General features: G+C 66.9%; 20 protein-coding genes. 11 read left to right on the forward strand and 9 right to left on the reverse strand.

Features of this window, described 5'->3' with window-relative positions; all coding sequences use genetic code 11:
* Positions 1-37: 37 nt before the first annotated feature.
* From paaC to ACOGI8_RS13815, 7 genes are all read right to left on the reverse strand, one after another.
* Positions 38-811, reverse strand: coding sequence for a 1,2-phenylacetyl-CoA epoxidase subunit PaaC (paaC, locus tag ACOGI8_RS13785; protein WP_419854364.1), 774 nt, complete (start codon positions 809-811; stop codon positions 38-40).
* Positions 808-1080, reverse strand: coding sequence for a 1,2-phenylacetyl-CoA epoxidase subunit B (gene paaB / locus ACOGI8_RS13790; protein WP_419854365.1), 273 nt, complete (start codon positions 1078-1080; stop codon positions 808-810). Before paaB ends, paaC begins: the two co-directional genes overlap by 4 nt.
* The gene (locus tag ACOGI8_RS13795) at positions 1077-1613 is read right to left on the reverse strand and encodes an iron-sulfur cluster assembly protein (RefSeq protein WP_419854366.1); all 537 of its coding nucleotides are present in this window, start codon (positions 1611-1613) and stop codon (positions 1077-1079) included. The genes paaB and ACOGI8_RS13795 overlap by 4 nt, the downstream gene beginning before the upstream one ends.
* The gene (paaA, locus tag ACOGI8_RS13800) at positions 1610-2530 is read right to left on the reverse strand and encodes a 1,2-phenylacetyl-CoA epoxidase subunit PaaA (RefSeq protein WP_419854367.1); all 921 of its coding nucleotides are present in this window, start codon (positions 2528-2530) and stop codon (positions 1610-1612) included. Before paaA ends, ACOGI8_RS13795 begins: the two co-directional genes overlap by 4 nt.
* A 205-nt stretch (positions 2531-2735) precedes the next feature.
* Positions 2736-7679 (reverse strand): fibronectin type III domain-containing protein, encoded by a 4944-nt coding sequence (locus ACOGI8_RS13805; RefSeq protein ID WP_419854368.1) that lies wholly within the window; start codon positions 7677-7679, stop codon positions 2736-2738.
* Between the two features lie 61 nt (positions 7680-7740).
* Positions 7741-8529: an S-methyl-5'-thioinosine phosphorylase gene (locus tag ACOGI8_RS13810; RefSeq protein ID WP_419856416.1), complete on the reverse strand. Its 789-nt coding sequence runs from the start codon at positions 8527-8529 to the stop codon at positions 7741-7743.
* Positions 8530-8534: 5 nt separating this feature from the next.
* On the reverse strand, positions 8535-9878 hold the full coding sequence (locus ACOGI8_RS13815) for an amidohydrolase family protein (RefSeq protein ID WP_419854369.1): 1344 nt from the start codon (positions 9876-9878) through the stop codon (positions 8535-8537).
* 80 nt (positions 9879-9958) lie between these two features.
* Between ACOGI8_RS13815 and ACOGI8_RS13820 the strand changes: the two genes are divergently transcribed.
* The 5 genes from ACOGI8_RS13820 to ACOGI8_RS13840 all read left to right on the forward strand — a co-directional run bounded on the left by ACOGI8_RS13820 (position 9959) and on the right by ACOGI8_RS13840 (position 16099).
* Entirely contained in the window at positions 9959-10933 is a 975-nt protein-coding gene (locus tag ACOGI8_RS13820) for an AAA family ATPase (protein WP_419854370.1), read from the forward strand.
* Positions 10934-11095: 162 nt separating this feature from the next.
* Positions 11096-13339 (forward strand): S8 family peptidase, encoded by a 2244-nt coding sequence (locus tag ACOGI8_RS13825; RefSeq protein ID WP_419854371.1) that lies wholly within the window; start codon positions 11096-11098, stop codon positions 13337-13339.
* Positions 13336-14280: a branched-chain amino acid ABC transporter permease gene (locus ACOGI8_RS13830; RefSeq protein WP_419854372.1), complete on the forward strand. Its 945-nt coding sequence runs from the start codon at positions 13336-13338 to the stop codon at positions 14278-14280. The genes ACOGI8_RS13825 and ACOGI8_RS13830 overlap by 4 nt, the downstream gene beginning before the upstream one ends.
* Complete coding sequence (locus ACOGI8_RS13835; RefSeq protein ID WP_419854373.1) at positions 14277-15506, forward strand: ABC transporter permease subunit; 1230 nt, start codon at positions 14277-14279, stop codon at positions 15504-15506. Before ACOGI8_RS13830 ends, ACOGI8_RS13835 begins: the two co-directional genes overlap by 4 nt.
* Positions 15503-16099, forward strand: coding sequence for a class I SAM-dependent methyltransferase (locus ACOGI8_RS13840; RefSeq protein WP_419854374.1), 597 nt, complete (start codon positions 15503-15505; stop codon positions 16097-16099). Before ACOGI8_RS13835 ends, ACOGI8_RS13840 begins: the two co-directional genes overlap by 4 nt.
* A gap of 106 nt (positions 16100-16205) precedes the next feature.
* On the opposite strand, the gene ACOGI8_RS13845 is transcribed toward ACOGI8_RS13840, so the two are convergent.
* Positions 16206-17042 (reverse strand): SDR family oxidoreductase, encoded by an 837-nt coding sequence (locus tag ACOGI8_RS13845; protein ID WP_419854375.1) that lies wholly within the window; start codon positions 17040-17042, stop codon positions 16206-16208.
* Between the two features lie 52 nt (positions 17043-17094).
* Here ACOGI8_RS13845 and ACOGI8_RS13850 point away from each other — a divergent pair, with 52 nt between their 5' ends.
* Entirely contained in the window at positions 17095-18327 is a 1233-nt protein-coding gene (locus tag ACOGI8_RS13850; RefSeq protein WP_419854376.1) for a CaiB/BaiF CoA transferase family protein, read from the forward strand.
* A gap of 39 nt (positions 18328-18366) precedes the next feature.
* Positions 18367-19212, forward strand: a complete 846-nt coding sequence (locus tag ACOGI8_RS13855) for a response regulator (RefSeq protein ID WP_419854377.1) — start codon at positions 18367-18369, stop codon at positions 19210-19212.
* A gap of 54 nt (positions 19213-19266) precedes the next feature.
* On the opposite strand, the gene ACOGI8_RS13860 is transcribed toward ACOGI8_RS13855, so the two are convergent.
* Entirely contained in the window at positions 19267-20217 is a 951-nt protein-coding gene (locus ACOGI8_RS13860; protein WP_419854378.1) for a thioesterase family protein, read from the reverse strand.
* Between the two features lie 83 nt (positions 20218-20300).
* Between ACOGI8_RS13860 and ACOGI8_RS13865 the strand changes: the two genes are divergently transcribed.
* The 4 genes from ACOGI8_RS13865 to ACOGI8_RS13880 all read left to right on the forward strand — a co-directional run bounded on the left by ACOGI8_RS13865 (position 20301) and on the right by ACOGI8_RS13880 (position 25110).
* The gene (locus ACOGI8_RS13865) at positions 20301-21125 is read left to right on the forward strand and encodes a TRAP transporter small permease subunit (RefSeq protein WP_419854379.1); all 825 of its coding nucleotides are present in this window, start codon (positions 20301-20303) and stop codon (positions 21123-21125) included.
* A 7-nt stretch (positions 21126-21132) separates the two neighbouring features.
* Entirely contained in the window at positions 21133-22701 is a 1569-nt protein-coding gene (locus ACOGI8_RS13870) for a TRAP transporter large permease (RefSeq protein WP_419854380.1), read from the forward strand.
* A 122-nt stretch (positions 22702-22823) separates the two neighbouring features.
* Positions 22824-24053 carry a TRAP transporter substrate-binding protein gene (locus tag ACOGI8_RS13875; RefSeq protein WP_419854381.1) on the forward strand — a complete coding sequence of 410 codons (1230 nt, stop codon included), beginning with the start codon at positions 22824-22826 and terminating at the stop codon, positions 24051-24053.
* Positions 24054-24180: 127 nt separating this feature from the next.
* Entirely contained in the window at positions 24181-25110 is a 930-nt protein-coding gene (locus ACOGI8_RS13880) for a TIGR03621 family F420-dependent LLM class oxidoreductase (protein ID WP_419854382.1), read from the forward strand.
* The last annotated feature ends 14 nt before the right edge of the window (positions 25111-25124 follow it).

The following is a 25124-nucleotide window of genomic DNA, read 5'->3' on the forward strand; positions in this document are numbered from 1 at the left end:
TCTGAGATCCCAAACCCCGGCGATTGTGGCAGAGGAGCTACCAGCGCGCCGTCGGATCCAGCGAGAGCACCTCGACCATTTCGGCGTGCAGAGCCGCAAAGTGCGCTGAGCGCTGACCTGCACGGCCGCTCGCCGATGCCGGGGTGGCGCCGTCAGCGGGCCACTGCGGTTGGTACCCCACGCTCGCCACAGCATCGTCGACCGCTGACTGCCACTCGGCGCGCTGGTCGCTCAAGGGGCGAGCCACGATGCCCGCAGCAACGAGGTCATCGGCAGAGCAGTCCGGCGGCAACTCGAACAGCTCACACGCCAACGGCGTGAATTGATCGAACAGCGGGAGCAGCTGCGTACAGCCTGCCTCGGTGCGCAGCAGCCGTGACAGCAACCCAGAAGCGTGGCGCAGATGCGACCGTTCCTCGGCCAGGGCTCGGCGCGCAACGGCACCGAGCGCTTCCCACGACGAGTCCGCGAGCGCCGCCCAGCGGACAGTCTCCGCGGTGTCGTACAGGAAGTGCCGGACCAGGGTTTCGCCCCAGTCGCGGCACGGCAACTCGGTGAGGTGCGCGCTGCGGTACTCGTGCGCCTGGCGTCCATAGGCCAGCGCGTCGACGTCGTCGCCGAGCAGCCCGTACAGCGCCCGAGCATGACCCAACTCGTCCTGGCTGATCGACGTGAGGGCAAGGTCCTCCTCGAGGAACGGGCCGACAGCGATCCACCACGCCAGGTTCTGACCGATGCACAGCTCGTCATCGGCGAGCGCCAGCACCATCTCGCGCGCGCCGTCCATGCCTTCCGGAACCGAGTCGGTCATGAGGCGGACTGGTCTCCGGCCTGCCGCAGATCCCGCAACAGCGCTCCGTCATTGTGGCGGTGAGGACGGTCTGCCATCTCGAGCTCGACGGGGTCGGCGACCAGCAGGTCCTCGCGGGCCACCACCCACATCTGGTCTCCCTCGGAGCGCCGGGTGTAGCAGTCGCGGGCAAAGCTGAGGGCCAGATCGTCGTCGGGTGCTTCGAGCGCGCCCACGTGGGTGAACGGATCCTTGCCGGGACGCTTGAGGAACACCTCGTAGGTCTTCATGTCAAAGCCGGGCTAGCTGGCGCCGCCCCAACGGCGGCCGGCATATCAACCCTGCCGACGACCTCGATCGGGTTACGGCAGCTCGGGCACCATTCCACGCTGCGGCATGGCGTCGGCCCGAAGTCTGATCGGTGCTCCAGGGCATCGTTGCCGCAGATGGGGCAGCTCGCGGCCGCCGACCGGCTTCGCACTGCCACCGAGTACTCCCGAGCCAAGAAGCCCACCGCCGATGGCGCGATCCGATCCGGCGTCCACACGGGGTCGTCGACGAAGGTCACTTCGATCGAGACGTCGGCACCGGCACACACCGCTCGCGCTGCATCGGTGACATCCCGGGCGATGACATCAAGCGCGGGGCAGCCCAGCATGGTCGGCACGAGCTCGATCCGAACAGTCGAGCCGCCGTCGCCGCTGCTGACTCGTTCGAGGATCCCCAACTCCGCGATGGTCACCTCCGGGTATTCCGGGTCGCACACCTGGGAAACGGATCGGCGGACAGCCGCGACGACACCAGCCAGAACCGCTCGGCTCATGCAGGCACCGCCGCGGCCTCGTCCAGCGCGGAACGCACCCACGCTGCCCCGTCCCAAGCAAGGCGCGCGTCGTTCAAGCGGCGAGCGCTGTCGGGACCGCGTCCCGCAATGGCCGCCTTCAGCGCATCCCAGTCGATCTCCCCGCTGACCCAACGGCCAGTCTCCGGATCCTGGTGCAAGTCCGGGTCGGGAATGGTGAAGCCGGCGGCGGTCAGCTGCGGCACCATCTTCTGGACGAACCGATCCCGAAGGTCTTCGTTGCGCTCAGACTTGATGTGCCAGCGCAGCAGCACGTCGTCGGGCCTCGTGTCGGGGCCGAAGAGCTGCACCGACGGCCACCACCACCGGTCGATGCCTTCCTGCATCATCTCGTGCTGCTGGACAGTGCCCTTGGCCATCTTCAGCAACAGCTCCTCGCCGTTGCGCATGTGGAAGCCCTCCTCGGCGATGATCCGCCGCAGGATGCGCTTGTAGGGCCCGTAGCTGCAGTTCTTGAAGACGGCCTGCTGGCTGGCGAGTGCCGCCGCGTCAACCAGGTACGCGATCGCGATCTGATCGCCCCACGAGTAGGCCCGGTAATGGAACACGTTGTGAAACGTGGTGCGGCCCGCCAGCAGGTCGGCGGTCATCTCGTCACGGGTCTTGACGCCCATGTCGGCCGCCACCATGTACAGCAGGTGCGCGTGGCCGATCTCGTCCTGAGTCTTGGCCAACGCGGTCAGCTTGTTCATCAGTCCCGGTGCCTTGGCGATCCAGTCGCGCTCGGTCAGCCCGCCCATGTACTCGCTGTTGGCGTGCAGCTCGATGAACCGGAACACCGCCTCGCGGTACGCGTCTGGCATGTCATCGTCGGGCTCCACCAACCCGCCGTCATCCAGAAAGGCCTCGAAGTCGTCCATCGAATCCCAGCTGCGCATGCACGCCTCCCTGTCGAGGTGAACAACCCGAATGCTACGCCCGCGCTGTGCGGGGCCGACCACGACAAGAGTCCTGTCTCACGCGTACTGCGCAACTTCGCCCCTCGGCGCGGTTGGCCCTCATTCAGCAGTTGTCCTCAAGGGACGCCTCGAACTCGGTCATGGAATTCCAACCGCGCGTTAGTGGTTGGGTGGGCGCGACTCGCTAGCCCGACGTGGGCGTAGCTGCCGCAGCCGCCGACCAGGCACCCTTTCCCTGAGCGTTCTCAGCCCTGACTCGAACCCTGTAGCTCTTACCGTTTGTCAGGAACGTGAGCGTCGTACTCAAGCTCGCGAGGTCTGTGTGGGGCACCGGATCCTGCCAGTCGCCGCCGACAGCGGAGCAGCGGTCGCCGTCGTCGGTGTAGTTGCAGTACGCCACGTCGTACGAGGAGATCGGCGAGTGGTTCTCGGCGGGTGCCGTCCACGTCACGGTGATCTCTGTGTCGCCACGCGTCAGTCGAGGTGCCGAGGGCCGATTCGGCCCACCCGGTGTCGCGGATTCTGGACTCGTCCAGTCGCTCTCGCCATGGCTCCTGCTGATGGTGCGCATCTGAACGCTGTGCGAGTTGCCGTTGGTGCGCCCAGAGATCGTGTAGCTCGTCGAACTCGAACCGATCCCGGCCCTGGTCGTCCAATCGTCGTAGTCGCTGGTGCAGTCCTTGGTGGCGTCACCAGTCTCGCAGTACCGCAACTGGAAGCTCGTGATCGCCGACCCCCTGGCATTCGGCTTGGGCCACGTCACGATCAGCTGCCGGTTGCCTGATGCCAACGTCATCGTGGGCGCATCGGGCTTGCCTCTCGGCATTCCCATGGCCGGCTGCGACCACGGGCTCTCGCGGTCGCCGGCACGGGCGCGCACCCTCACCTGGTAGGCGGTGCCGTTGGTCAGGCTTCTGATGGTCGTGCTGGTGCCGGTGCCCGAATGGGCGTGCGTCTCCCAACTGCTGGCCCATGTCGGATTCGAGGCGCAGGTGAGAACCTTGGTGTCGGAGTTGGTCGCGGTGCAGGCCCGGTATCGGACGTCATAGCCGTCGATGGTCGAACCGTTGGATCGCGGGATGATCCACTTCATCTCCAACTCGGTGTCGCCTGTGGTCACTATCGGCGTGGTGGGTGCCGCCGGTGCACCTATCGGCGTGCCTATCGCCGGTGTAGCGGTCCACGGCCCCCAGCCCTTCTCGTTCTCGGCCCGCACCCGCACCTGATACGCAGTGCCATTGGTCAGCCCGGTGATGATCCTCGACAGGCTGGCCTCGACATCGCCGTGGAGCCGCCAGTTCCCCCAAGTCGGATTCGTCGCACAGGTTTTGACCGTGGTGTCGGCGTCGGTCGCCGTGCAGGCCCGGTAGGCCACCTCGTAGTGCTCAATCGTCGAGTCACGATCGTCAGGCTCTTCCCAGTCGACACGTAGCTGGCGATTGTCGGCAGTCAGATCCGGCGTAGCCGGAGCAGCGGGTACCGCAGCCGGGATGGCTGATTTGATCTGCGACCAACCGCTGTCGCCGGTGCTGCTCGTGGCCCGCACCCTCACCTGGTACGCGGTGTCGTTGGTGAGACCGGTAATCGTCCTGCTGGTGTCGGTGCCGGTGTCCGAATGCGGTGTCCAGGTCTCACTCCACTTCGGGCTGGACGTGCAGTCCTTCCGTGTCGCCGTGCAGTCGCGGTGCTGTACGACGTAGCCGGTGATGGCCGCACCGTGCGATGCCGGCTCGCTCCACGACACCACCAGCTGGGTGTTGCTGGGCTCCAAGGTCAGCCCTGTCGGTGTCGATGGCGCCGCCAGCGGGACGCCGGACGCGACCGGCGACCAAGGTCCTGCACCATTGGCGTTACGGGCTCGCACCCGCGCTTCGTACTTGGTGCCGTTGGTCAGCCCGGTGATCGTCGCAGAGAGGCTGGTGGCCGGGTACCTGCGCTCGATCCAGTTCCCCCATGTCGGTTCGGCACCGCTGCAATCCCTGGGCGTCGCGGTACAGGCCCGGTACTCCACGTAGTACTGGGTGATCGCCAGCCCGTTTCCGCTCGGCGCTGACCACAAGAGGCCGATCTGCCGGTTGCCCACCGACACAGACGGCACTGCAGGAGCGTCGGGCCGCAATGACGGCGTGCCTGACGCAGACGAAGACCACGGGCCGGCACCCACGCTGTTGGTAGCCCGGACGCGCACCCTGTATGTCGTGCCATTGTTCAATGAGGTGATCGTGTGGGAGGTCGGCAGCGGGTCTCCCGTGACGGCGATTGGCGGATCCGTCCAATCTCCGTCGAGGCTGCAATCTGCCGTGCTCACGCAGTGCGCGACCTCGTAGCGGCTGATGGCAGCACCGTTGTCTGCCGGTGCTTTCCACGTCACCACCAGCGTTGCGTTCCCCGGGGTCAGCGTGGGCGTCGCGGGCTTGGCCGGCTTGCCGAGTGGCGTTGATTCTGCGACTGGCGAAGACGGCCCCACGCCATTGGAAATGCGCGCTCGCACCCGCACTTGGTACTTGGTGGCATTTGCAAGGCTCGTGATCGACAGCTCAAGGCTGCTGAGGTCGGTGTGGGCTCTCGTCTGCCAGCCCCCCCACCGTGGATTCGAGCTGCAGTCCCTCGGCGTCGCCGTGCATGCCCGGAACTGCACGTCGTAGCGACTGATCGTCGTGCCGTTGTCGATTGGCGCAACCCACGAAACGGTGATCTGACGGTCACCAGGTGTGAGAGTCGGCGCGGCGGGGGCGTCAGGCAGGGCCCTCGGCGTACCCGTCCTGATTCCCGACCACGGGCCCAAGCCTGCCCCCGCGCCGCCGAGATCGTTTATGGCCCGGACGCGCACCTTGTAGGTCGTGCCATTGGCGAGACCGGTGATCTCGTGCCTTGTAGCTGTGCCCGAGTGAGCTGGGACGTCCCTCCAGTCGTCTGAGTTGCTGGCACAGGTGCCAGTGCAGTGCTCGACGTCATAACCGGTGATTGCAAGACCGTTGTCGAACGGAGCGATCCACGTCACCACCAGCTGCGCATTGCCCGCCTCCACGGTCGGGGTGTTCGGCCTCGCCGGCACCGAGACCGGTATCGCCTCCCCAGCCGTCGACCACGGCCCCAAGCCGTTGGAGTTCCTGGCCCGCACCTGCACTTCGTACGCAGTGCCGTTGGTCAACCCCGTGATCGTGGTGATCTTGCCGGTGCCCGAATGACCGCGTGCCCTCCAGCTGCCCCAGGCCTCGGTCTCGCTGTCAGAGCAGTCCTTCGGCGTCGCCGTGCAGGCCCGGTACTGCACGTCGTAGTCGCTGATGGCCGAACCGGAGAATGCGGGTTCGTTCCATTGCACGAGGATCTGCCGGTCGCCCGGCGTCAAGGCGGGGGCACGCTCGAAGCTCGGCAGCTGCTCAGGTGTTGCAGACGCAGTCTGCGACCATTCGCTCTCGCTCCCGCTGCTGCGGGCCCGCACCCGTACCTCATGCCTGATGCCGTTGCTCAGCTTGGAGATCGTGGTGGTGGTGCCGGTGCCCGTGTGGCTGTGCTGCGTCCAACTGCCACATGTCAGGCTCGCACCGCAGGTCCGGTACTGGATGTCGTAGCCTTCGACGGCGCCCCCCCGCGGGGGAGACGACGGCCCCCACGTCACCTTCAGCTGCTCGTTCGCTGCTTCCACCCTCAAGCTGGTCGGCACCGAGGGCTTCCCTGTCTGTACTTCGGGTACGGCAGACACGATCTGAGACCATGAGCCGAGCCCGAATATGTTGCGCGCCCCCACCCGCACTTGGTACGCGGTGCCGTTGGCGAGGCCGGTGATGGTGGTGCTGGTGCCGGTGCCCGCATGGGCATGTGCAGTCCAGCTGCCCCAGCTCGGGCTGGAAGTGCAGGTACTCGGCGCGGCCGTGCACGCGCGGTACTCCACCACGTAGCCGGAGACTGCGGCACCGACGGTGCTGGTGGGTGCTCTCCACGACACCGCCAGACCGGCGTTTCTGGCGGTCGCCGTGAGCGACGTCGGCGCGGCCGGCGGATCGGTGCCGATGGCCGTCAGCGTGCCGGTCGCGGCGCGCACCGCAGTGTCGATGCGGTCCGAGCCACTGATTCTGTGGAGCGCCGCTGTCGGGGCGAGGGCGCGCAGGCGGGTGTGCAGGCTGGTGTCGAGCGCCGCGCTCCCGCCGACGAGCACGATCGCACGCGGCCGCAGTGCCTGGATGCGTCGCTCGGTGGGCGCAGTCAACGTGCTCGTCTGGGAGTACAGCACCGCGGCGCCGCTGGTGATGGCCGCGTAGGCGGCGGCAATTCCCATGTCTGGGGGACTCCACCCGTTCGCGATCACCAGCGTGGTGGAGGTGTTGGGCGCGGCCGCTGCAGCGGTATCGGTGCGGGACGCGCCGCTGTGGCGAGGCACGCTTTGCACCGACGGAGCGAGCTCTCGGACACGATCGACGAGCGATGCTGCGAGCACCGCCGTGCCTCCGACGAATTCGACTCGCGAGGGCTGCTGTTCACGGATGACGCGTTCGGTCGGCTCGGTCAGGCTGTCTGTGTTGGCCAGCAGCACTGCTGCGTTGGACCTTGTCGCCGCCACGGCAGCCGCGACGCCCGTGTCGGCAGCGCTGTAGCCGTTCGCCACAATGAACGTGGTTGCGCTCGACGGCACTGCCTTCGCGGCCGTGTCGAAGCGATCGGCGCCCTCGATCCGCCTGAGTGCGGCACCGCCGACCAGTGCGAACACCTCGTCTTGCACTGCGGTCGACAGCGCAGCCGTGCCACCGACCAGGATCACCGCAGACGGCTGGCGGTCTCGGATGAAGCTGGCTGTACGGGTCGTGAGCTCTCTCGAGTTCGCATACAGCACCACCGCATCGGACAGGCTGTCGCTTTCGAGGGCCGCGAGGGCCGACGCGACGGCCGAATCGGCAGAACTCCAGCCGTTGGCGATGACCACGGTGCCCACAGACCGGCTCTGCGCCGACGCCGCGGGCGTCAGCACGGCAGCGAACAGCGCGAGAACTGCAAGCATCAGCGCGCCGCCGCGCAGTCGCCGGAGCAGTCTCGAACTGGTGCGCATCAGCCGCCCCGCATGTGCGCGAGTGCCTTCGCGGAAATATCGGCGCAGCCCGCTGGCCAATGCAAACGACGTCAATGCAGGCATCATGCCGGACTCTATGTCTCGCCAATCTGCTGGTAGCGGATGGCAGACCGAGACCGGGCGGGCGTCAGATCATCGACACCGCGCGGCCGAGCAGCGCGAAGAGCGGCGCTTTGGTGGCTTCGAGCGCCGCGGACACCTCTTCGTGGGAGATCTCGCCGTCGAACATGCCTGCTGCCATGTTCGCCACGACAGCTATTCCTGCGTAGGGAATGGCGGCCTCGCGGGCCAGTGCCACCTCGGGGTAGCCGGTCATGCCGACGACGCTGCCGCCCATCTGTGCGTACATGCGGATCTCGGCCGGCGTCTCGAAGCGGGGGCCGTCCGTGCAGACGTACGTCGCCCGCTGTGCGATGTCGATGTGCTCGGCATCGGCCGCCACCGCCAGCACGGCGCGCAGCTTCGGGTCGTAGGGAGTCGTCATGTCGGTGTGGACCACCTGACCGGGCTGGTCGAAGAAGGTGGCGGCGCGACCCGTCGTGAACTCCAGGTAGTCGTCGAGCAGCAGGAACGAGCCCGTGCCCCGCTCGGGCACCATCGAGCCGACAACGCTCACCGCCAGGATGGCCGTGGCACCCAGGTCGCCCATGGCGGCGATGTTCGCCCGGTAGTTGATCGCCGAGGGCGGGATCGAGTGGTCGCCGCCATGGCGGGGCACGAACACGATGCGCCGGCCATGCCAGCGCCCGGTCATGGCGTGAGCGGCGCCCCAGTCGGTCTGCACCTCATGGTGCTCGGCTTCGCTCAGTCCCGGCAGCGCGTAGAAGCCTGTGCCCGCGATGATGCCCACCGGTGGAGGTTCGGGGCCTGCGCTGCCGGTTTCGCCGGTCTTGTCGGTCTCGCTCGCTTCGCTCATCTCGCTCACGTCCCCGATTCCTGCGCCAGCCGTTGCGCTCGATGCTGCACCTCATAGCGGGCCCGTGCCTCGTCGACGGTGAGGCAGACCCGACCCGCGACGACCCGCTCGCCGCCCACCCACACATCGGTGACGTGGCGGCTGCCGCCGGACCATGCCACATGGGCGATCAGCTCCTGCGGCGAGGTGACCGGGACGAATGCAACATCGTCGATGTCCAGCCGGATCATGTCGGCCCAGCGGCCCGGTGCCAGCACGCCGACATCCAAGCCGAGCGCCTCGCCGCCACTGCGAGTGGCCATCGAGATCACCTGCTGCGCGCTCATCAGGGTGGGGTCGAGCGCGGTCACCCGGGCCAGGAGCGAGGAAATCTTGATCTCCTCCCACAGGTCGAGGTCGTCGTTGGAGGCGGGACCGTCGGTCGCCAGCGCGACCGTGATGCCGCGCTCGATCATCTCGGGCACCCGCGCCACGCCCGAGCCCAGCTTCATGTTGCTGACCGGGCAGTGCGCCACTGCCACATCCGTCGATGCGTAGATGTCGAGGTCGGCATCGTCGAGCCAGACGCTGTGCGCAGCCAGCACCCTGCCCTCAAGAGCGCCGGCATCAGCGAGGAGCCGCGGCACGCTGGCGCCGCCGTGCTTGTCGGCCAGCGCGTCGCCCTCGTCGGCGGTCTCCGCGACGTGAATGTGCAGCAGGGCGTCGCGCTCGCGGGCAGCAGCGGCGATCTCCGCGCAGGGGCCCACGCCGAGGTCGTACGCCGAGTGCGGTGCGAACCCGATGGTGACGCGGCCCGATGGGTCGTTGTGCTCGTCGTGCACCCGGGCGATCTCGGCGACGCGATCGGCGACGCCTCCGGAGTCGTCCAAGTGCGCCACCGACAGCACCCCCGGGCACATGACCTGCCGGATGCCGGCCTGGCGGCCCGCATCGATCACCTCGTGCTCGAAGGCATACATCTCGCACGTGGTCGTCACGCCCGAGCGCAGCATCTCGACCGAGCCGAGCGTCATCCCCCACCACACATCGGAGGGGCTGAGGCGAGCCTCACGCGGCCACATCACCTCGGTGAGCCACGCCATCAGCGGCAGGCCGTCGCCCGCGCCGCGCACCAGGGTCATCGGCGTGTGCGCGTGAGCATTCACCAGCCCCGGCATCAACAGCCCGCCCACGCTGATCACCGGTGCATCGGTCGCAGGCGCATCCGCTGCGGCGCCTACCCAGGCAAGCCGGCCGTCGGCCCCCACATCGACGGCGCCCCGGTCGAACACGGCGAAGGCCTCGTCGCAGGTCAACACGACATCGGCCAGGAATCGGGTGCCGCCTGCGCCAGGTGAAGAGCTCGCCACGGCCTCATCTTCGCACCGGTCGGCCGCCGCGGGTCAACGCACCGGCGAACGTGTAACTGCGCGCTGGTACCTTGCGCTGCATGGCGGGAAGGGAGCTGAAGCAGATCTTTTCGGCCTACACGTCCGGGGATGACGCGGCATTTCGCCGCGCCGCCCTGACGATCATCGAGGAGGAAGAGGCAAAACAGCACTTTGCGCTCGCGCGAGACCTCCGCAAGCGCATCGCCGACGATGACAGCGAGCACGCTGCTTCGGACCTTGTCCCTCTGCCGGCAGCTCCACGTGACCCGGATCACGACGTCCCGCTCGCCGACATCCTCTGGCCGCAGAAGACCTTCGCCGACCTCGTATTGGCGCCCCGCTCATCGGATCCGCTCATGGCCATCGCGGTCGAGACGAAGCATCGACGGTTGTTGGCCGAACACAGGGTGCCCCCCCGGCGCAAATTGATGTTCTGGGGACCACCCGGTTGCGGCAAGAGCAGTGCCGCCGAAGCGCTCGCCAACGAACTCGGCTGGCCACTCATGAGCGTCCGCATAGATTCCGTCGTGTCCTCGTTCCTAGGAGAAACCTCAGCGAACCTGCGGCGGATACTCGAGGAGGCCCGTGCCTCGCAGTGGGTAGTCGTGTTCGACGAGTTCGACGCCTTGGGTCGGCAACGCAACGACCCGACCGAGCATGGCGAAATCAAGCGCGTCGTCAGCAGTTTCCTGCAGATGCTTGAACGGTTCGATGGGCCAAGCATCTTGATCGCAGCCACGAACCACGAGAAGCTGCTTGATGACGCATTGTGGCGACGCTTCGATGATGTCGTCGAGTTCCGTCGTCCTACCGTGGCTCAAATTCGCCTGCTGCTCAGACAGCGTCTCGCGACGATTCCCAGTCACCGCCCGAGGATTGACGAGTCGGCTTCGCGCTTGCGCGGCATGCCCCACGCAGCCGTCGAGTATGCGGTGTGGGATGCGTATCGGACCCAATTGGTTGCAGGCGAATCACGCGTCACTAGCACCGCACTGTCAGCCGCGATCGACCGCACACGACAGCGACCCTGGTAGCCGCTCAGCAGAGCTGTGGCCGATCATCTCCCCCTGCCTGCGCCCGTAACCCGGAGCACTCGTCGGACACGTCAGCCACCCGTACCCACACCGCCCGCAGACCGCTCAGCCCACGGCGCTCGACTGGTGCGGCAACTCGAGACCGCTCGTTCGGCACCCCCCGTGAGAATTGGCGAGGGCGTCGACCCTCGCTACGTATTCAAGATCCGTGCCAACTCGCCGCTCTTGGACGCTCAGTTGCGGGCTCGTCAATTGGAGCCGCTCGGCGAGAGCGCGGGATGGGTATACGTGGTGCTGCCTCTCGATGACGGAGATGACCTCGCCCGCGTCTTGGAGGACTACACACAGGCAGCCCTTACCGCGGACGAGGGCGTGGCAGTACCCCTTCAAAGCCTGATTGACAAGATCGAGGACATTGAGCCCTACGGCAGAGAAGATCGCTTGACCCAAGAGGTTGCAGCGGTCCTGCAGCGCGGCAGCGGGCCTCACACGGTCGATGTCCTCGTGTGGCCTTCGGCAGTGATCTCGGAGGCGCGCCGACGTCTCGAGGAAGTACAAGTTGTTGCTGAGCAGTTCGGCGGGACCCTGCGCGGCCGCGATGAAGCACCCAACACAACAGCGGTTCGCATCGTCTGTTCCAACGAGGCTCTCAATGCTGTATTGGAACTCGCAGTCGTCGCCAGTGTGCGACTGCCACTCGCGCCGACGATCGAGCCGTCGGGATGGCTCTCAGCCGACCTCGAAGATTTTGCACGGCCGGTACCGCTCGACGCCGTCGTCGGCGTCATCGATGATGGCGTCGCAACGGGCCACCCCATGCTCGATGGGCTGGTCGTCGATCAACGTGCATTTCCGTCTGATCACGATTGGGGCACGATCAGCCCGCACGGGACTCTTGTGGCCGGTCTGGCCGCTTACGGCGGCTTCGAGTCAGCACTCTCCAACGATCTGCGAAATGGCGAGGCAAGGCTCCATTCGCCGGTACGACTTGTAGTCGCGAGAGTCTTGGAACCCGATGACGGCACGGGTCCGTACGGCACCCGCTTTCCGTCAGACTCGCCCGAGCATTCGACAATTGACGAAGCAATCAGGTGGATGCACGAAGCGCACGGAGTCCGCATCTTCAACCTGTCGATCACCGACACGAAGGCCTTTAGTGGAGCTCATGCGAGCCTCTGGACTGTCACGCTCGATTCGCTCGTGCGCGAACTCGACATCGTCATCGTTGTCGCGGCCGGCAACCGGGGCATCGCACGGACTGGTGAATTGCACGACGGCGGCCACGTCCTGCACGATTACCCGCATTATCTGACATCTGAATCTCACCGTCTCGCTGAACCGGCAACTGCCGCCAACGTGATCACAGTAGGAAGCCTCGGTGCCTCACCGGCACCCTCAACACCGAGCGGATCCTCGTACATCGACGAGCACGCTGTTGCTGGCCTAGGTCGCCCATCTCCCTTTAGTCGGTCTGGTCCGGGTGTCGTCGGAAAGGCAAAGCCGGACGTAGCGCATCTCGGCGGCGATATCGCCTATTCGAGTTCCTCGCGTGCGAAGCCGGATGACCACGGACTCGGCGTAGTCTCGCTGAGTCATCGGCCCGAACAGAGACTCTTCAGAGCCGCATCTGGAACGAGCTTCGCCGCCCCAAGAGTGGCGAACCTCGCTGCGAGGCTCGTCGCTCGCTATCCCGATTCGTCAGCCAATCTCTTGCGAGCGCTAGTCGGTTTGTCATGCGACCAGCCCCCGAGATCGAAAGAACTGTTCGACTCGGAGGAGGACCTGTTGGCGACGATCGGATATGGGCTCCCTGCTACGGAGAGGGCTACAGACTCGGATCCGCAACGAGTCGTAATGGTGCACGAGGGTGAATTGGAATGCGATTCGGTCGTCGTGCACGAGTTTCCAGTACCCAGTGAGTTTGCCATCGGGGCCTCTGAGAGGTCGATCTCGATCGCGTTGGCATTCGATCCGCCGGTGCGCTGGCAACGTTGCGATTACATCGCAGGCCTCATGGAAGTGGGCTTGTATCGAAACGTTGAGCCCTCGCTGCTCGCCGACCAGCTCTCGAGCCGGGATGCAGGCGACCTCCCACGAGATCGGCGTTGGCGCGGTTACGAGCTCAGACCAACACAGACCCTGACGGCAGGTTCAACACTCGTCGTACGACGGTGGAGGATGGAATCGGCCCGGGCACTCAATGCCGACGATGGCGACGCGTACTACGTGTCCGTGACTCATCGGACCCGGTCTTGGACATCCGGTTTGACTGAGGCGCCCAGGACGCAGCGATACGCGCTCGCAGTCGAACTCTGGGACCGGGAACGACTGACGAACCTGTACCAGATCCTTCAACAGCAACTCCAAGTTCGAATACGCCAGCAGGCAAGAAACGCATCCATATGACTCTGTTCCTGCAGCGGGTCTTCGACTCGTTCGCCAACGGCTCTGCGTACGCAGCCTTGGCGGTGGCGATCTCGATGGTGTTTCGCTCGACCGGGGTGCTGAACCTCGCGCAGGGCCAGATGGCAATGCTCTCCGCGTACATAGCGGTGGTATTCGCTGCAGGGGCGGATCCCGGTGTGGCGTTCTCGGGCTGGCTGACTCCCTTCGCAACGCCGTGGCCGATCTGGGCGGCGGTTGCCGGCGCAGTCGTCGTGTCGGCCGCGGTGGGGGCCTTGCTGGAATACACGGTCATCCGGCCGATGCGCGGCGACCCCGTGCCGACCATCGGGGCGACGCTCGGGCTCTACCTGCTCATCGGCACGTTCGTGGTGAAGCACTTCACCGGTCGCCAGAGGTTCCTCGGCTCTCCGTTCCCCCAAGAGCACACCGACCGGTTCATCATCGGCGGTGCTCGGCTGTGGTTCGACACCATCGGGCTGACGCTGACGATGCTCGCGGCCATCGGTCTGCTCGCGCTGATTCAGCGCACCACCAAGGTGGGCCTCGCGTTCCGAGCGATCACGTCCAATCGCGACAGCTCGGCACTGGTGGGCATCAGGGTGGAGTGGGTGGTGATGGGCGGATGGGCTGTCGCAGCCGCATTGGGCGGGCTGGCCGGCGGGCTCATCGCGGGCGAGCTCAACGTGCGCCCCGACATGATGGAACGTCTGCTTATCTTCGGTCTCGCAGCGGCCACCCTCGGCGGCCTGCGCAGCCCGGCGCTGGCGCTCGCCGGGGGTTACCTGTTCGCCTTCGCCGAGACGATGATGGCTGGCTACGTCGGCTTCATCGACAGCCAGGTCACGCTGGTGTGGGCGCTCGGCGTGCTCATCGTGGTGCTGTCGGTGCGGCCGTCGGGCCTGCTGTCGCGCAAAGCAGCGCGTGAGGGGCTGCGGACGTGACCGATTCGCACGAGCAGCCAGCTCCCAGTTCCGAACCAGCGGTGTTCCGCTTGGCTCTACGCGAAGCTCCCGTCCCGCACGGCAATCCCGCTGCCAGCATTCCGATCCCCCGGGTCGGGCCAACACCGCAGGTCGCAGAATCGGAGACGCCGGCTTCCCCCTCGCCGGACCAGCGAAGCGCCAGCCGGACGGCCGAAGCACCGGGCCGTGCGCTGCCGTCGTCCGAATCGGCCCAGCCGGCCGCGGCAACGTGGCCGAACCGGCTGACTGCTGTCGCACTGGTCGCGATCGCCGCTATGGCAGTGGTCGTCCCGCTGCGCGCCTCGTCCACCTTCCTTACCGACGTCACCCAGCTCGCAGCGTTCTGCCTTGTGTTCGCTGGGCTCTGGTTGCTGACGCACCGGATGGGGTTGCTGTCGGTGGGCCATGGCGCATTGACCGGCGTCGGCGCCTACGCAGCGCTGCATGCAGTGAACGACTTCGGCTTGCCACCGATGCTGATGCCGCTGGCCGGCTTTGCTGCGGGCTGCGCGGTGGGTGCCCTGCTGGGCGTTCCGGCGCTGCGTTTGCCGAAGGCGTACTTGGCGCTGCTGACCCTGTCGGCGGCTGTGGCTTTCCCGATCGTGCTGCGCCAGCTCGACGGTCCGTTGCCGGTCACCCTCGATGGCGAGTTCATCCCGCCGGGCTGGACAGGTATCGCACCGAACGATGAGCACATCTGGGAGTTCTGGGTGGTGGTGGTCTGGGTGGCGGTCGCCTTCTGGCTGCTGCATGGCCTGCTGACGGGGCTGATCGGCCGTGCGCTGGTCGCCACCAGAGACGAGCCGACCGCGGCTGCGACGTTCGGTGTCTCGGTGTACCGCCTGCGCCTGGCCGGCGTGAGCCTCAGCAGCGGTCTCGCCGGCTTGGCCGGCGGCCTCATGCTGATCCCGGTGAACTTCAACGACCAGTCGCTGTATCCCGAGGAGCTGTCGATCAAGCTGTTCGCCCTGACGATCGCCTTCGGCAGCACGGCGATCGGGGGCAGCCGGTTCATCATGACGGTGCCGGCGGCGGCCGTCCTGGTGCTCCTGCCCGTCTGGCTTGTCGATCGTCCCGGCTGGGTCACCCAGGGCGGCTGGATCGGCTTCGTGAAGTCGGAGTTCTTCCTGTATGCGGCACTGCTGCTGGTGGCCGCCTACGCACGCAGTCGCCGGGCGCGCGCCGTTCGGTCCTACGACGCATGACTGCTGCCGACCGCTGGAACGCCAAGTACGCCGACTGGCATGAACCGGGTCCACCGTCGGAATTCGTCGTGGGCCACGCCGACCTGCTGGTGGACTGCGCGACGGCCGTCGATCTGGCCGGCGGCGCTGGCGGCACCGCACTGTGGCTCGCCGAGCAGGGCATCGACACCACGCTCGTCGACGTCTCCGAGCGCGCGTTGGAGATTGCTCGAAGCGCCGCTGGCGAGCGGGATCTCCTGCTGCACACGATCTGCGCCGACCTCGAGGCCGATCCCGTGCCGACACCGGCCGAGTTGACTCGGCTTGCAGCCTCTGCTGTTCCCCAAGGCGGCTGGCATGCGGCCGTCTGTACCAACTTCCTGCATCGTCCCCTGCTCGGCACCCTGCACGCACTGTTGGCACCCGGCGGTATCGCCTTCGTGCTGATCGCCACCGTCGACAACTTGCTGTACAACGCGCGCCCAGGCCGCCCGTTCCTGGTGGAACGCGGCGAACTGCCCGGGCTGTGCGCTGGATTGGAGGCCGTCAGCTTCGACGAAGGCTGGTTCGGCCAGCGCCATGAGGCTCGCCTCGTCGCGCGCCGGGCAGACTGAGCCCCCTCGGGAGCAGGCGAGTCTTCCGGCTATCGCACCACTTGTTTCCCGTTCGGGTCCCGGTCTCGCCTCAACGACTCAACCTCTCGACCCTCGCGCCAAGCGCTCAGCCGAGCAGCCAGTCCGCGGGCGTGATGTCGGACTCGGCGTGCAGCCGCGACTGGAAGCGGCGCATGCCCGACAGCCAGCGGTCGATGTCGGATGCCTTGCGCTCGCGGTAGGTCTGCACCTCGGGATGGGGCAGCACCAGGAAGCGTTCCTCGGCCATTGCCTCGATGACGGTGTCGGCCAGTTGCGAGACCGGCAGGATGCCGTCGCCTGCGGCGGCGCCGGGTGTGCCGCGCTCCTGGTCGCCATTGCCAGTGCGGTCGGGGCTGTTGGCCAGGATGTTGGTCTCCACCGCCTGCGGGCACAGCATCGACACCACGATGCCCTTGTCGCCATAGGTGATGGCGAGGAATTCGCCCAGCGACACCGCGGCGGCCTTGGTGACGGCGTACTGCATCGAGCCGAGCTGGGTCAGCAGGCCTGCCGCCGAGGCCGTGTTCAGCAAATAGCCGCCGCCACGTTCGACCATGACCGGCACAGCTGCGCGTGCCGCATACACGTGGGACATCACGTGTACTTCCCACATGCGCTGGATTTCGTCGTTCGAAGCCTCAAGCCCGCCCTGGGTCACATAGCCGGCGTTGGAGACGAACACGTCGAGCGCACCATGGGCTGCGACGGTGTCGGCGACCACCGTCTTGATGGCCTCCTCGTCGGTGACGTCGAGCCCGACGGCCGTGCCGCCCACCCGCTCAGCCACCGCCTGTGCGCCGACCTCGTCGCGGTCGACGACCACCAGAGCCCGCGCCCCCTCAGCATGGAAGCGCTCGACCAGCGCCTCCCCGATTCCGCTCGCACCACCGGTGACGACTGCGACTCTTCTAGCAAGTTCCATGGCCCGGCAGCGTAATCTCGCGGCCCGGACTCGACGCTGGCTTGGAGGTCCGATGGCGGCACCGTTGGACGATGTGAAGGTGATCGAGGTGGACAGCTGGATGGCCACCCCCTCGGCTGGCGCGATCCTGGCCGACCTCGGTGCCGATGTCATCAAGGTGGAACCGCTCGACGGCGACCCGATGCGGGGTTACAGCCGTCCGGCGAAGCTGCCGCCGGAGATCAAGGACTACGACTTCCAGTTCGACGTGGACAACCGCGGCAAGCGCTCGATCGCTGTGGATCTGGGCTCGCCGCAGGGCCAGCAGGTGGTCCACCAGCTCATCGCCGGCGCAGACGTGTTCATGTGCAACCTGCTCATTCACCGCCAGGAGCGATTCGGCCTCGACCAGGCCACGGTGACGGCGGTCAACCCGCGCATCGTGCACGCCACGCTGACCGGCTACGGCACGTCCGGTCCCGAGGCATGGCGTCCCGGCTATGACGTGACGGCATTCTTCGGCCGCTCGGGCATCTACGACGCCATGCGGGAAGGAACCGACGGGGCAGTGCCGATGGCGCGCCCCGCCCAGGGCGACCACACCACGGGCCTGGCGCTGGTGGGCGCCGTGCTCGCCGCGCTGCGGCTGGCCGAACGCACCGGCGAGGCGCAAGTCGTCGAGACGTCGCTGTACGAGACGGCGGTGTGGACCCAGGCGTCCGACTACGCCATCACCGCCGTCGACAGGGCGCCGCTACGCCAGCGGGCCCGCGAGAACATGATCGTGCCGACGGCGAACCGGTATCCCTGCGGCGACGGCAAGTGGGTGGTGCTCAACATGCCCCAAGAAAGCGCCTGGCCGTTGCTGTGCCGGATCATCGAGCGGCTCGACTGGCTCGACGACGAGCGCTTTGCCGACATCCGCGGCCGGTTCGCCCACATGCCTGAGATCGTGGCCGGTATCGACGAGGCGCTGGCACACCGGACCCGCGACGAGTGGGGCGAGATCTTCGATGCCGAGGGAATGATCTGGGGACCGGTGCTGGGTCTGCATGAGGTGGTCGACGACGCACAGGCCGAGGCACTCGGCATGTTCCCCACGCTGGACAGCGCCGACATCGGCCCCTATCGCAGCGTCGGCATCCCGATGCGATTCGCCAACGCCGAGGTCGGCCCGCGCAGGCCGTCGCCGAAACTGGGCGAGAACACCCGCGACGTCTTGGCCGCTGCGGGCATGTCCGAAGCTGAGATCGACGCACTGATCGCCGACGACGCCGTGCGCGAGGCACAAGAGCGTCGCGTCTAAGTTCGCTTTCACAGACCGACCACCGAGGAGGCTCCCGGAATGCGACACGTCTTGATCGTGGCCAACCAAACCCTCGTCGGCAGCCACCTGCACGAGCGCGTGGAGCACATCCTGGCCGTCGATCCCGAGACCCGGTTTCACATCGTTGTGCCCGCGACTGGTGCGAACGGTCCTGATCCCGCGCGGGCGCTCGCCGGGGCACGCCGCCGGCTCAGCCAGGCGTTCGAAGCGCTCGACGACATCGGTGCCCGGGTCACCGGCGAGGTCGGCCCCGCACATCCAGTCGTGGCGGTCAACTTGGCCATTGACCGGCTGAATCCCGACCTCATCATCTTGAGCACGTTGCCCGCCGGCGCCAGCAGGTGGCTGCATCTCGACCTGCCCCATCGGCTGCAGCGGCGCTTCGGCGTTCCCGTCGAGCACGTCTCGGCGGAGACGCAGACCGTCGATCGCGCAGGCACGTTCGAGCCGCCGGTCATCCACGCTCCCGACGACACGGTTCATGTGCTGCTGGCCGAGGAGAACCAGCACGACGTCGACGTGATCACCATGGCGCTCGCCGAGGCCGGCACCCGCAACCAGCTCCGTGTGGCCCATGACGGTGCGAATGCCCTGGCGTTCATGCGTGCGGTGGGACCGTCGGAGATCGATCTCGTCTTGTTCGATCTCAAGCTGCCGGTGGTGAGCGGGTTCGATCTGCTCGCCGAGACACGTGCCGCCGACGAATTCAACAAGGTGATGATGGTTGCGCTCACCACCGACGAGGCCGCCGACGACCGCGCCCGCGCGTATGACCTCGGCGCGGATGCATTCGTGATGAAGCGGCCCGACTACAGCCAGATGGCCCACGTCATCGACGACTTGCTGGCCGAAGTCGCCGGCTAACCGGCGATCAGCAGACACGAGCCGGCTAACCGGCGACGAGACAGCACAGGCCGGCTAACCAGTCGTGGCCTCGCGCAGGGCCGCATTGCGCGACGCAGCCATGCCGCCGGGGAACCCGATCGCCGCAGGCGCCTCGACTTGGCTCTGCAGCACCCAGCCGAGCAGGCCGTGCTGGTCGCAAATGGCCGTGTGCGTTCCCGCCAGCCCCTGGGGTGCCACCACCGTGGCCGCGTCGAAGTAGAACCACTCTCCCCCTGGAACGCGCAGCAGCTGCAGCGTTACGTCGGTGTTGATGTAGGCACCGCCGGACGGCGAGAAGTCCCACCCCACAGCCGCGCCGAGATCGGCCAAGGTCGCAACCCGCACCAGCGGTGACGTCTCCTCGCCAGCCATGAACGGATGGTCCAACCGCAGCCACGTGCGGCCGGGGCCCGGCTCCTCCGTCGAGCCCCCGACGAAGCGAAAATCCACGGCATCGGCGTTGAAACCGGGACGCGGGTAGTCGATGTCGGGATTGGCTCCTGGGTCGGCGCGCTCGGCCGGGATCGGCGGCAGCGACTGCCCGTCACCGGTAGGTTCGTCGCCCGGCGGCGCAGTGGGGGTCAGCCATTGCGAGGTTGCCCGCGCCACCAAGCGCCCGCGTCCCCCGCCGCCGGGCGCCTCTCGCACTTCGGCGTCAACGAGCGCCGTCCGCTTACCGCCCTTCACGATGGTCGCAGTGATCTCATAGGTCGCCATCGGCATGCCCGAGAGGATCTCCACCGTCAACCGGCTGCATACCTGCGAGATGCCGAGGCGCTGCTGCTCGCGCTCGACCGCCCAGCCCAGCAAACCGCCAATGGCACCGCCATGCATCACCTGATGCGCCCACGGTCCGCGCGTCAGCTCGGTCGCGCGCACAGCACCCCTCTCCAGAACGAAGAGCGCCGGCGGCATCACGCCCGGACGCGTGGGATTGGCGGAATGAGAGTTCGCGCTATTGGGCTCGGGTCCGATGTTCGCCACGGCGACAAGCTAGGTGGCAGGATGTTGGATCGCCTGTTTCCGCATTCGAGCGGTACCGGCGAGTCAGAGGGGAAGGGGGCGACGTGACCGACACTGCCACGCCCGCTCCCCAAGCACCAGCGGTGGCGATGGAGCTGCCATGGTGGGCGCGCCTGCATCCGATCGGCTGGCTGGCGGGTGCCACGATCCTCTTCGGAATCATCGCCCGGCTGCTCTGGGACACCGAGTACTGGATCGGCAACCTGGTGTGGTGGAACTGGCTGGTGCTCGCGGGCGCGCTCGCAATGGGCCTCTGGCACGACGGGCTGGATCGCCTCCGCCGCGGCGTGGAGTCGATCGCCACGTTCAGCCTGACCGCGGCGTGGATCCTGGCGTGGGTGGTCTTCCTGCTCCAGCTGTTCAACGTGATCACCCGCTACGGCAACGACCTCGTCGAGACCGACATCCTCTTCGGCGAGACCACCAGCCTGGCGTGGCAGTCGTTCGCGCTCATGTTCCTGCTCGCCATCAACTTCGGCGTGCGCGACGGCGTGAACCCGCGCATCGACTTCTGGTGGGCCAACTTCAGCGCCAAGCGCAAGGCCTGGCTCGATTTCATCATTCACTCGGCCCTGCTGCTGCCGTTCATCATCATGGCCATCCGGATCCTCCGGGGCTACGCGGCCACCTCACTGGGCCGCCGGCACAACGGCGAGTGGCCGAGCAGCTGGCGCGTCTGGGAGAGCTGGGAGCAGGGCGTCGACGCGGGCAGCCTCCCGGTGGGGCCGATCAAGGTGATGATTCTCATCGCGTTCATCCTGTTCGGCCTGCAGATCCTTGCGGAGATGATCAAGACCGGCTTCGTGATGATCGGCGACGACGAGAAGGGCGACTTGGTCGAGCACGAGTCGCCGCTTCGGGTCGAATAGCCGCTCCATGACCGATCTTCTGGCCATATTCGGCATGGACACGGGCGTCTTTTTGGCGCTGACGATGTTCATCGTCTTCATGGCGATGATCCTCACCGGCTACAACGTCGCCTTCTCGTTCGCCGCGACGGCTTTGGCGTTCGCATTCATCGGCGATATCACCGGCTCGTTCAACACCGCCACGCTGAACACGCTGCCGGCGCGCTGGTTCGTGAACATCAGCGACCCGGTGCTGCTGGCGGTGCCGCTGTTCGTGCTGATGGGCGCCATCCTGGAGCGATCCGGCATGGCAGAGCGGCTGCTGAACGCCGTCGGCATGCTGATGGGCGCGCTGCGCGGCGGAGTGGCCGCTGCGGTGGTGCTGGTGGGCACGTTGCTGGCCGCTGCGACCGGCGTCGTGGCCGCGACTGTCATCGTGATGGGCCTGCTGTCGCTGCCGGCGATGGTGCGGCTCGGCTACGACAACAAGCTCTCGACGGGTGCCATCACCGCCTCAGGAACGCTCGCGCAGCTGCTGCCGCCCAGCATCGTGCTGATCCTGCTGGCACAGCAGATGGGCGTGGGCATCCTGGGCCTGTTCGCCGGCGCGCTGCTGCCCGGCCTGATGCTCAGCGGCCTGTACGTGGCCTACGTGCTGGCCGTGTCGTGGTGGAAGCCCAACATGGGCCCGGCCATGCCAGTCGAGGAACGCAAGCTGGAAGGCAACCCGTCGATCCAGACCAAGCTGCTGATCGCTGCGCTGCTGGGCTTCATGGTCGGGTGCGTGATGCTGCTGAGGGACCTGCGCACGGCCCTGATCGTCGCAGTGCTGGTGCTGGTCGTGAGCTTCGCGATCATGGCGTTCACCCGCATGCTGGCGTGCGAGGTGCTCATCGCGATCGTGCCGATCGTGGTGCTCATCCTGGGTGTGCTCGTGTCGATCTTCCAAGGGATCGCCACGCCGTCGGAGTCGGGCGCTGTCGGCGTGTTCGGAGCACTTGCCCTCACGGGCTTGAACTGGCTCTTCGACCGCCTGCTCATGCGCGAGGGCGCCACCCACATCACGCCCCAGTGGCGGCTCAGCCGTTCGGCTGCAATGCAGGCGGGCAAGTCCACCGCCAGCGTGGTGGTGCTGGTCATGACGCTGCTGTTCAGCTCCACCTTCTTCAGTGCCATGTTCTTCCAGCTCGGCGGCTCCGATCAGACCTCCGAATGGCTGACCTCCATCGGCGGCGGCAAGCTGGGCTTCGTCATCGTCGCGATGATCGCCGTGTTCCTGCTGGGCATCAATCTGGAATTCCTCGAGATCACGTTCATCGTGGTGCCCATCTTCGTTCCGGCCATGGAAATTCTGGGCTTCACCCAAGACGAGAAGATCTGGTTCGCCGTGATGATGGCGGTGAACCTGAACATGGCGTTCATCTCGCCGCCGGTGGGTTTTTCGCTGTTCTACCTCCAAAGCGTGGCACCGCCAGAAGTGCGCACCGCCGACATCCACAAGGGCGCCATCCCGTTCATGGGGCTCCAGTCGATCGCGCTGGTCATCCTCGGCGTATTCCCAGGCATCGTGTACACGTCGCTCGAATTGTTCAGTTAGCTGCAGCCAAGTCATCAGTTCTCTGCATCCGGCTGCGTCAGCCCGTCAGGCGTGGTTTCGACGCGTGCTAATTTCGCGCCACGTGTAGGCGCGGCTTGCGCGCCCGCGGGGAGGCACTACCTATGACCATGCACGACGAGGCCAGTCCGGAGACTGCCCTCGATGAAGTCATCGAAGACGCCGGCTTTGACCGGCGATCGTTCCTCAAGGCCGGTCTCGGCGTAGCAGGATTCGCAGCGGCCGCCACGGTGCTCAACGCCTGCACCTCCGACGACGGAGACACAGCAGCGACGACCGAAGGTCCCGCCGCCACCGACGCGCCGGCCACATCGGTGGCGCTCACCCAGGACGGTCCCGAGATCGAGTGGGAAATGGCCACAAGCTGGCCGGCAGCGCTGGTGACCCTGTTCGGCTCGGCCAACTTCTTCGCCGAGCAAGTGAGCCGGCTCACCGGCGGCAGGTTCAAGATCAATCCTCGACCGGCCGGCGAGATCGTGGGCGGCCTCGAAGTGCTGCCCACCGTGCGTGACGTGGGCGTGCAGGCCGGCCACACGGCGTCGTACTACTACGTGGGCCTCAGCCCCGTGCAGCAGTTCGGCACCGCCGTCCCGTTCGGGCTGACGCAACGACAGCAGAACGCCTGGCTGTACAAGGGCGGCGGCCTCGACATGCTCAACGAGTTCTACGCCGAAGAGCATGGCGTCATTGCCTTCCCGGCCGGCGGCACGGGCTGCCAGATGGGCGGCTGGTTCACCAAGGAGCTCAATTCGGTCAGCGACCTGCAGGGCCTGAAGATGCGCATCCCCGGCCTTGCGGGGCGTGTCCTCGAGAGCCTCGGCGGCGAGCAGGTCACCTTGGCGGGCGGCGAGATCCTGCCCGCCATCCAGCAGGGCGCGATCGACGGCGCCGAGTTCGTGGGACCCACCGACGACCTGATCCTGGGCTTGGACCAGTTCGCCGGCGAGCTGTTCTACTACCACCCAGGCTGGTGGGAGCCGGGCACGGCAGTAGAGGTGCAGTTCCCGCTGTCGCTGTGGAACGACCTTCCGGAGGAGTACCAGGCAGCCATCGAAATTGCGGCGGCATCGGCGAACATCAACACGATCGCCGACTACGACGTGCGCAACCAGGCCGACCTCCAGCGCGTCAAGGAATTCGCCAGTATTCGCGAGTTCCCGGCCGAGCTGATGGCAGCGTTCAAGGAAGAGACCGAGAACGTGCTGGACGGCGTGGCGGCGGACGACGCTCGCTTCGCTGCCATCTTGGCACCGTGGCGGGAGTTCCGTGACGGCATCGCCGAGTGGCACGGCCTGGCGGAGCGTTCCTTCCTGCACCAGCAGACTCAGATCTAGCGCCCGGACCGGCACTGGTGGCCGACGCCAGCGCCCGGCACCGGCGGCCAGCACCCAGCATCGCGGCTTCGCGCTGTTGACGCGCGGCCGTCGTCGGGGGCGGATCGGCAGCGCGTAGCCTGCCGCCGTGCATCCGTTCAGATTCGGCGTCCAGTACGGCAAGCCGGAGAGTCCTGCGGCGTTCCGCGAGATGGCGCGCAAGGTTGAGGACTTGGGCTATTCGTCGCTGTTCTGCCACGACCATTTCTGGGACAGCTGGTCGCCCATCGTGCATCCCGCTGTTGCGGCGGAGATCACCACGACGTTGCGGGTGGGGACGCTGGTGTTCGCTGCCGACTATCGCCACCCCGCGGTGCTGGCGAAGGACTTCGCCACGCTCGACCTGCTCGCGGAGGGCCGCACCGAGTTCGGCATCGGCGCCGGCTGGCTGACCGACGACTACGAGCAATCGGGCATCCCGCTGGACCGCCCGGGTGTGCGCATCGATCGCATGATCGAGGCGTTGGAGGTCATCAAGGGGCTGTGGCGGGGCGAACCCTTCGACTACGACGGCGAGCACTACCAGATCTCCGGCATGGTCGGCCGCCCGCTCCCCCACTCTCCCGGCGGCCCGCCGGTCATCATCGGCGGCGGCGGCAAGCGGGTGCTGAGTGAGGCTGCCCGCCTGGCCGACATCATCAGCCTCAACCCCAATCTGCGGTCGGGCACCGTGGGGCCCGATGCCGCCCGCAGCTCGGTGGCGGCCAAGTTCGCAGAGCGCCGCCAGTGGATCGCCGATGCCGCCGGCGACCGCTTCGCCGACATCGAGATCCAGCTCAACACGTTCATGGCGCTGGTGACCGAGGACGCTGACAGCATCCTGGAGCAGTTCGCTCCCGGCTTCGGGCTGACGCTGGACGAGGCCCGCGAGGTGCCCTTGGTACTGGCCGGCACGGTCGACGACATCTGCGAGCAGTTGCACCACCATCGCGAGACCTACGGCGCCAGCTACATCATCGTGCACGACCCCGAGGTCGATGCGATGGCCCCGGTGGTGGCCCGGCTCGCCGGCACCTGAGACCTGCCAGCAGT

The sequence above is a fragment of the Candidatus Poriferisodalis sp. genome, from assembly GCF_965204195.1.
Taxonomy (GTDB): domain Bacteria; phylum Actinomycetota; class Acidimicrobiia; order Acidimicrobiales; family Poriferisodalaceae; genus Poriferisodalis.

Coding starts and splice junctions, on each gene's coding strand:
- paaC (WP_419854364.1), bottom strand. CDS start 811: ATGACCGACTCGGTTCCGGAAGGCATGGACGGCGCGCGCGAGATGGTG.
- paaB (WP_419854365.1), bottom strand. CDS start 1,080: ATGAAGACCTACGAGGTGTTCCTCAAGCGTCCCGGCAAGGATCCGTTC.
- ACOGI8_RS13795 (WP_419854366.1), bottom strand. CDS start 1,613: ATGAGCCGAGCGGTTCTGGCTGGTGTCGTCGCGGCTGTCCGCCGATCC.
- paaA (WP_419854367.1), bottom strand. CDS start 2,530: ATGCGCAGCTGGGATTCGATGGACGACTTCGAGGCCTTTCTGGATGAC.
- ACOGI8_RS13805 (WP_419854368.1), bottom strand. CDS start 7,679: ATGATGCCTGCATTGACGTCGTTTGCATTGGCCAGCGGGCTGCGCCGA.
- ACOGI8_RS13810 (WP_419856416.1), bottom strand. CDS start 8,529: ATGAGCGAAGCGAGCGAGACCGACAAGACCGGCGAAACCGGCAGCGCA.
- ACOGI8_RS13820 (WP_419854370.1), top strand. CDS start 9,959: ATGGCGGGAAGGGAGCTGAAGCAGATCTTTTCGGCCTACACGTCCGGG.
- ACOGI8_RS13830 (WP_419854372.1), top strand. CDS start 13,336: ATGACTCTGTTCCTGCAGCGGGTCTTCGACTCGTTCGCCAACGGCTCT.
- ACOGI8_RS13840 (WP_419854374.1), top strand. CDS start 15,503: ATGACTGCTGCCGACCGCTGGAACGCCAAGTACGCCGACTGGCATGAA.
- ACOGI8_RS13845 (WP_419854375.1), bottom strand. CDS start 17,042: ATGGAACTTGCTAGAAGAGTCGCAGTCGTCACCGGTGGTGCGAGCGGA.
- ACOGI8_RS13850 (WP_419854376.1), top strand. CDS start 17,095: ATGGCGGCACCGTTGGACGATGTGAAGGTGATCGAGGTGGACAGCTGG.
- ACOGI8_RS13855 (WP_419854377.1), top strand. CDS start 18,367: ATGCGACACGTCTTGATCGTGGCCAACCAAACCCTCGTCGGCAGCCAC.
- ACOGI8_RS13870 (WP_419854380.1), top strand. CDS start 21,133: ATGACCGATCTTCTGGCCATATTCGGCATGGACACGGGCGTCTTTTTG.
- ACOGI8_RS13875 (WP_419854381.1), top strand. CDS start 22,824: ATGACCATGCACGACGAGGCCAGTCCGGAGACTGCCCTCGATGAAGTC.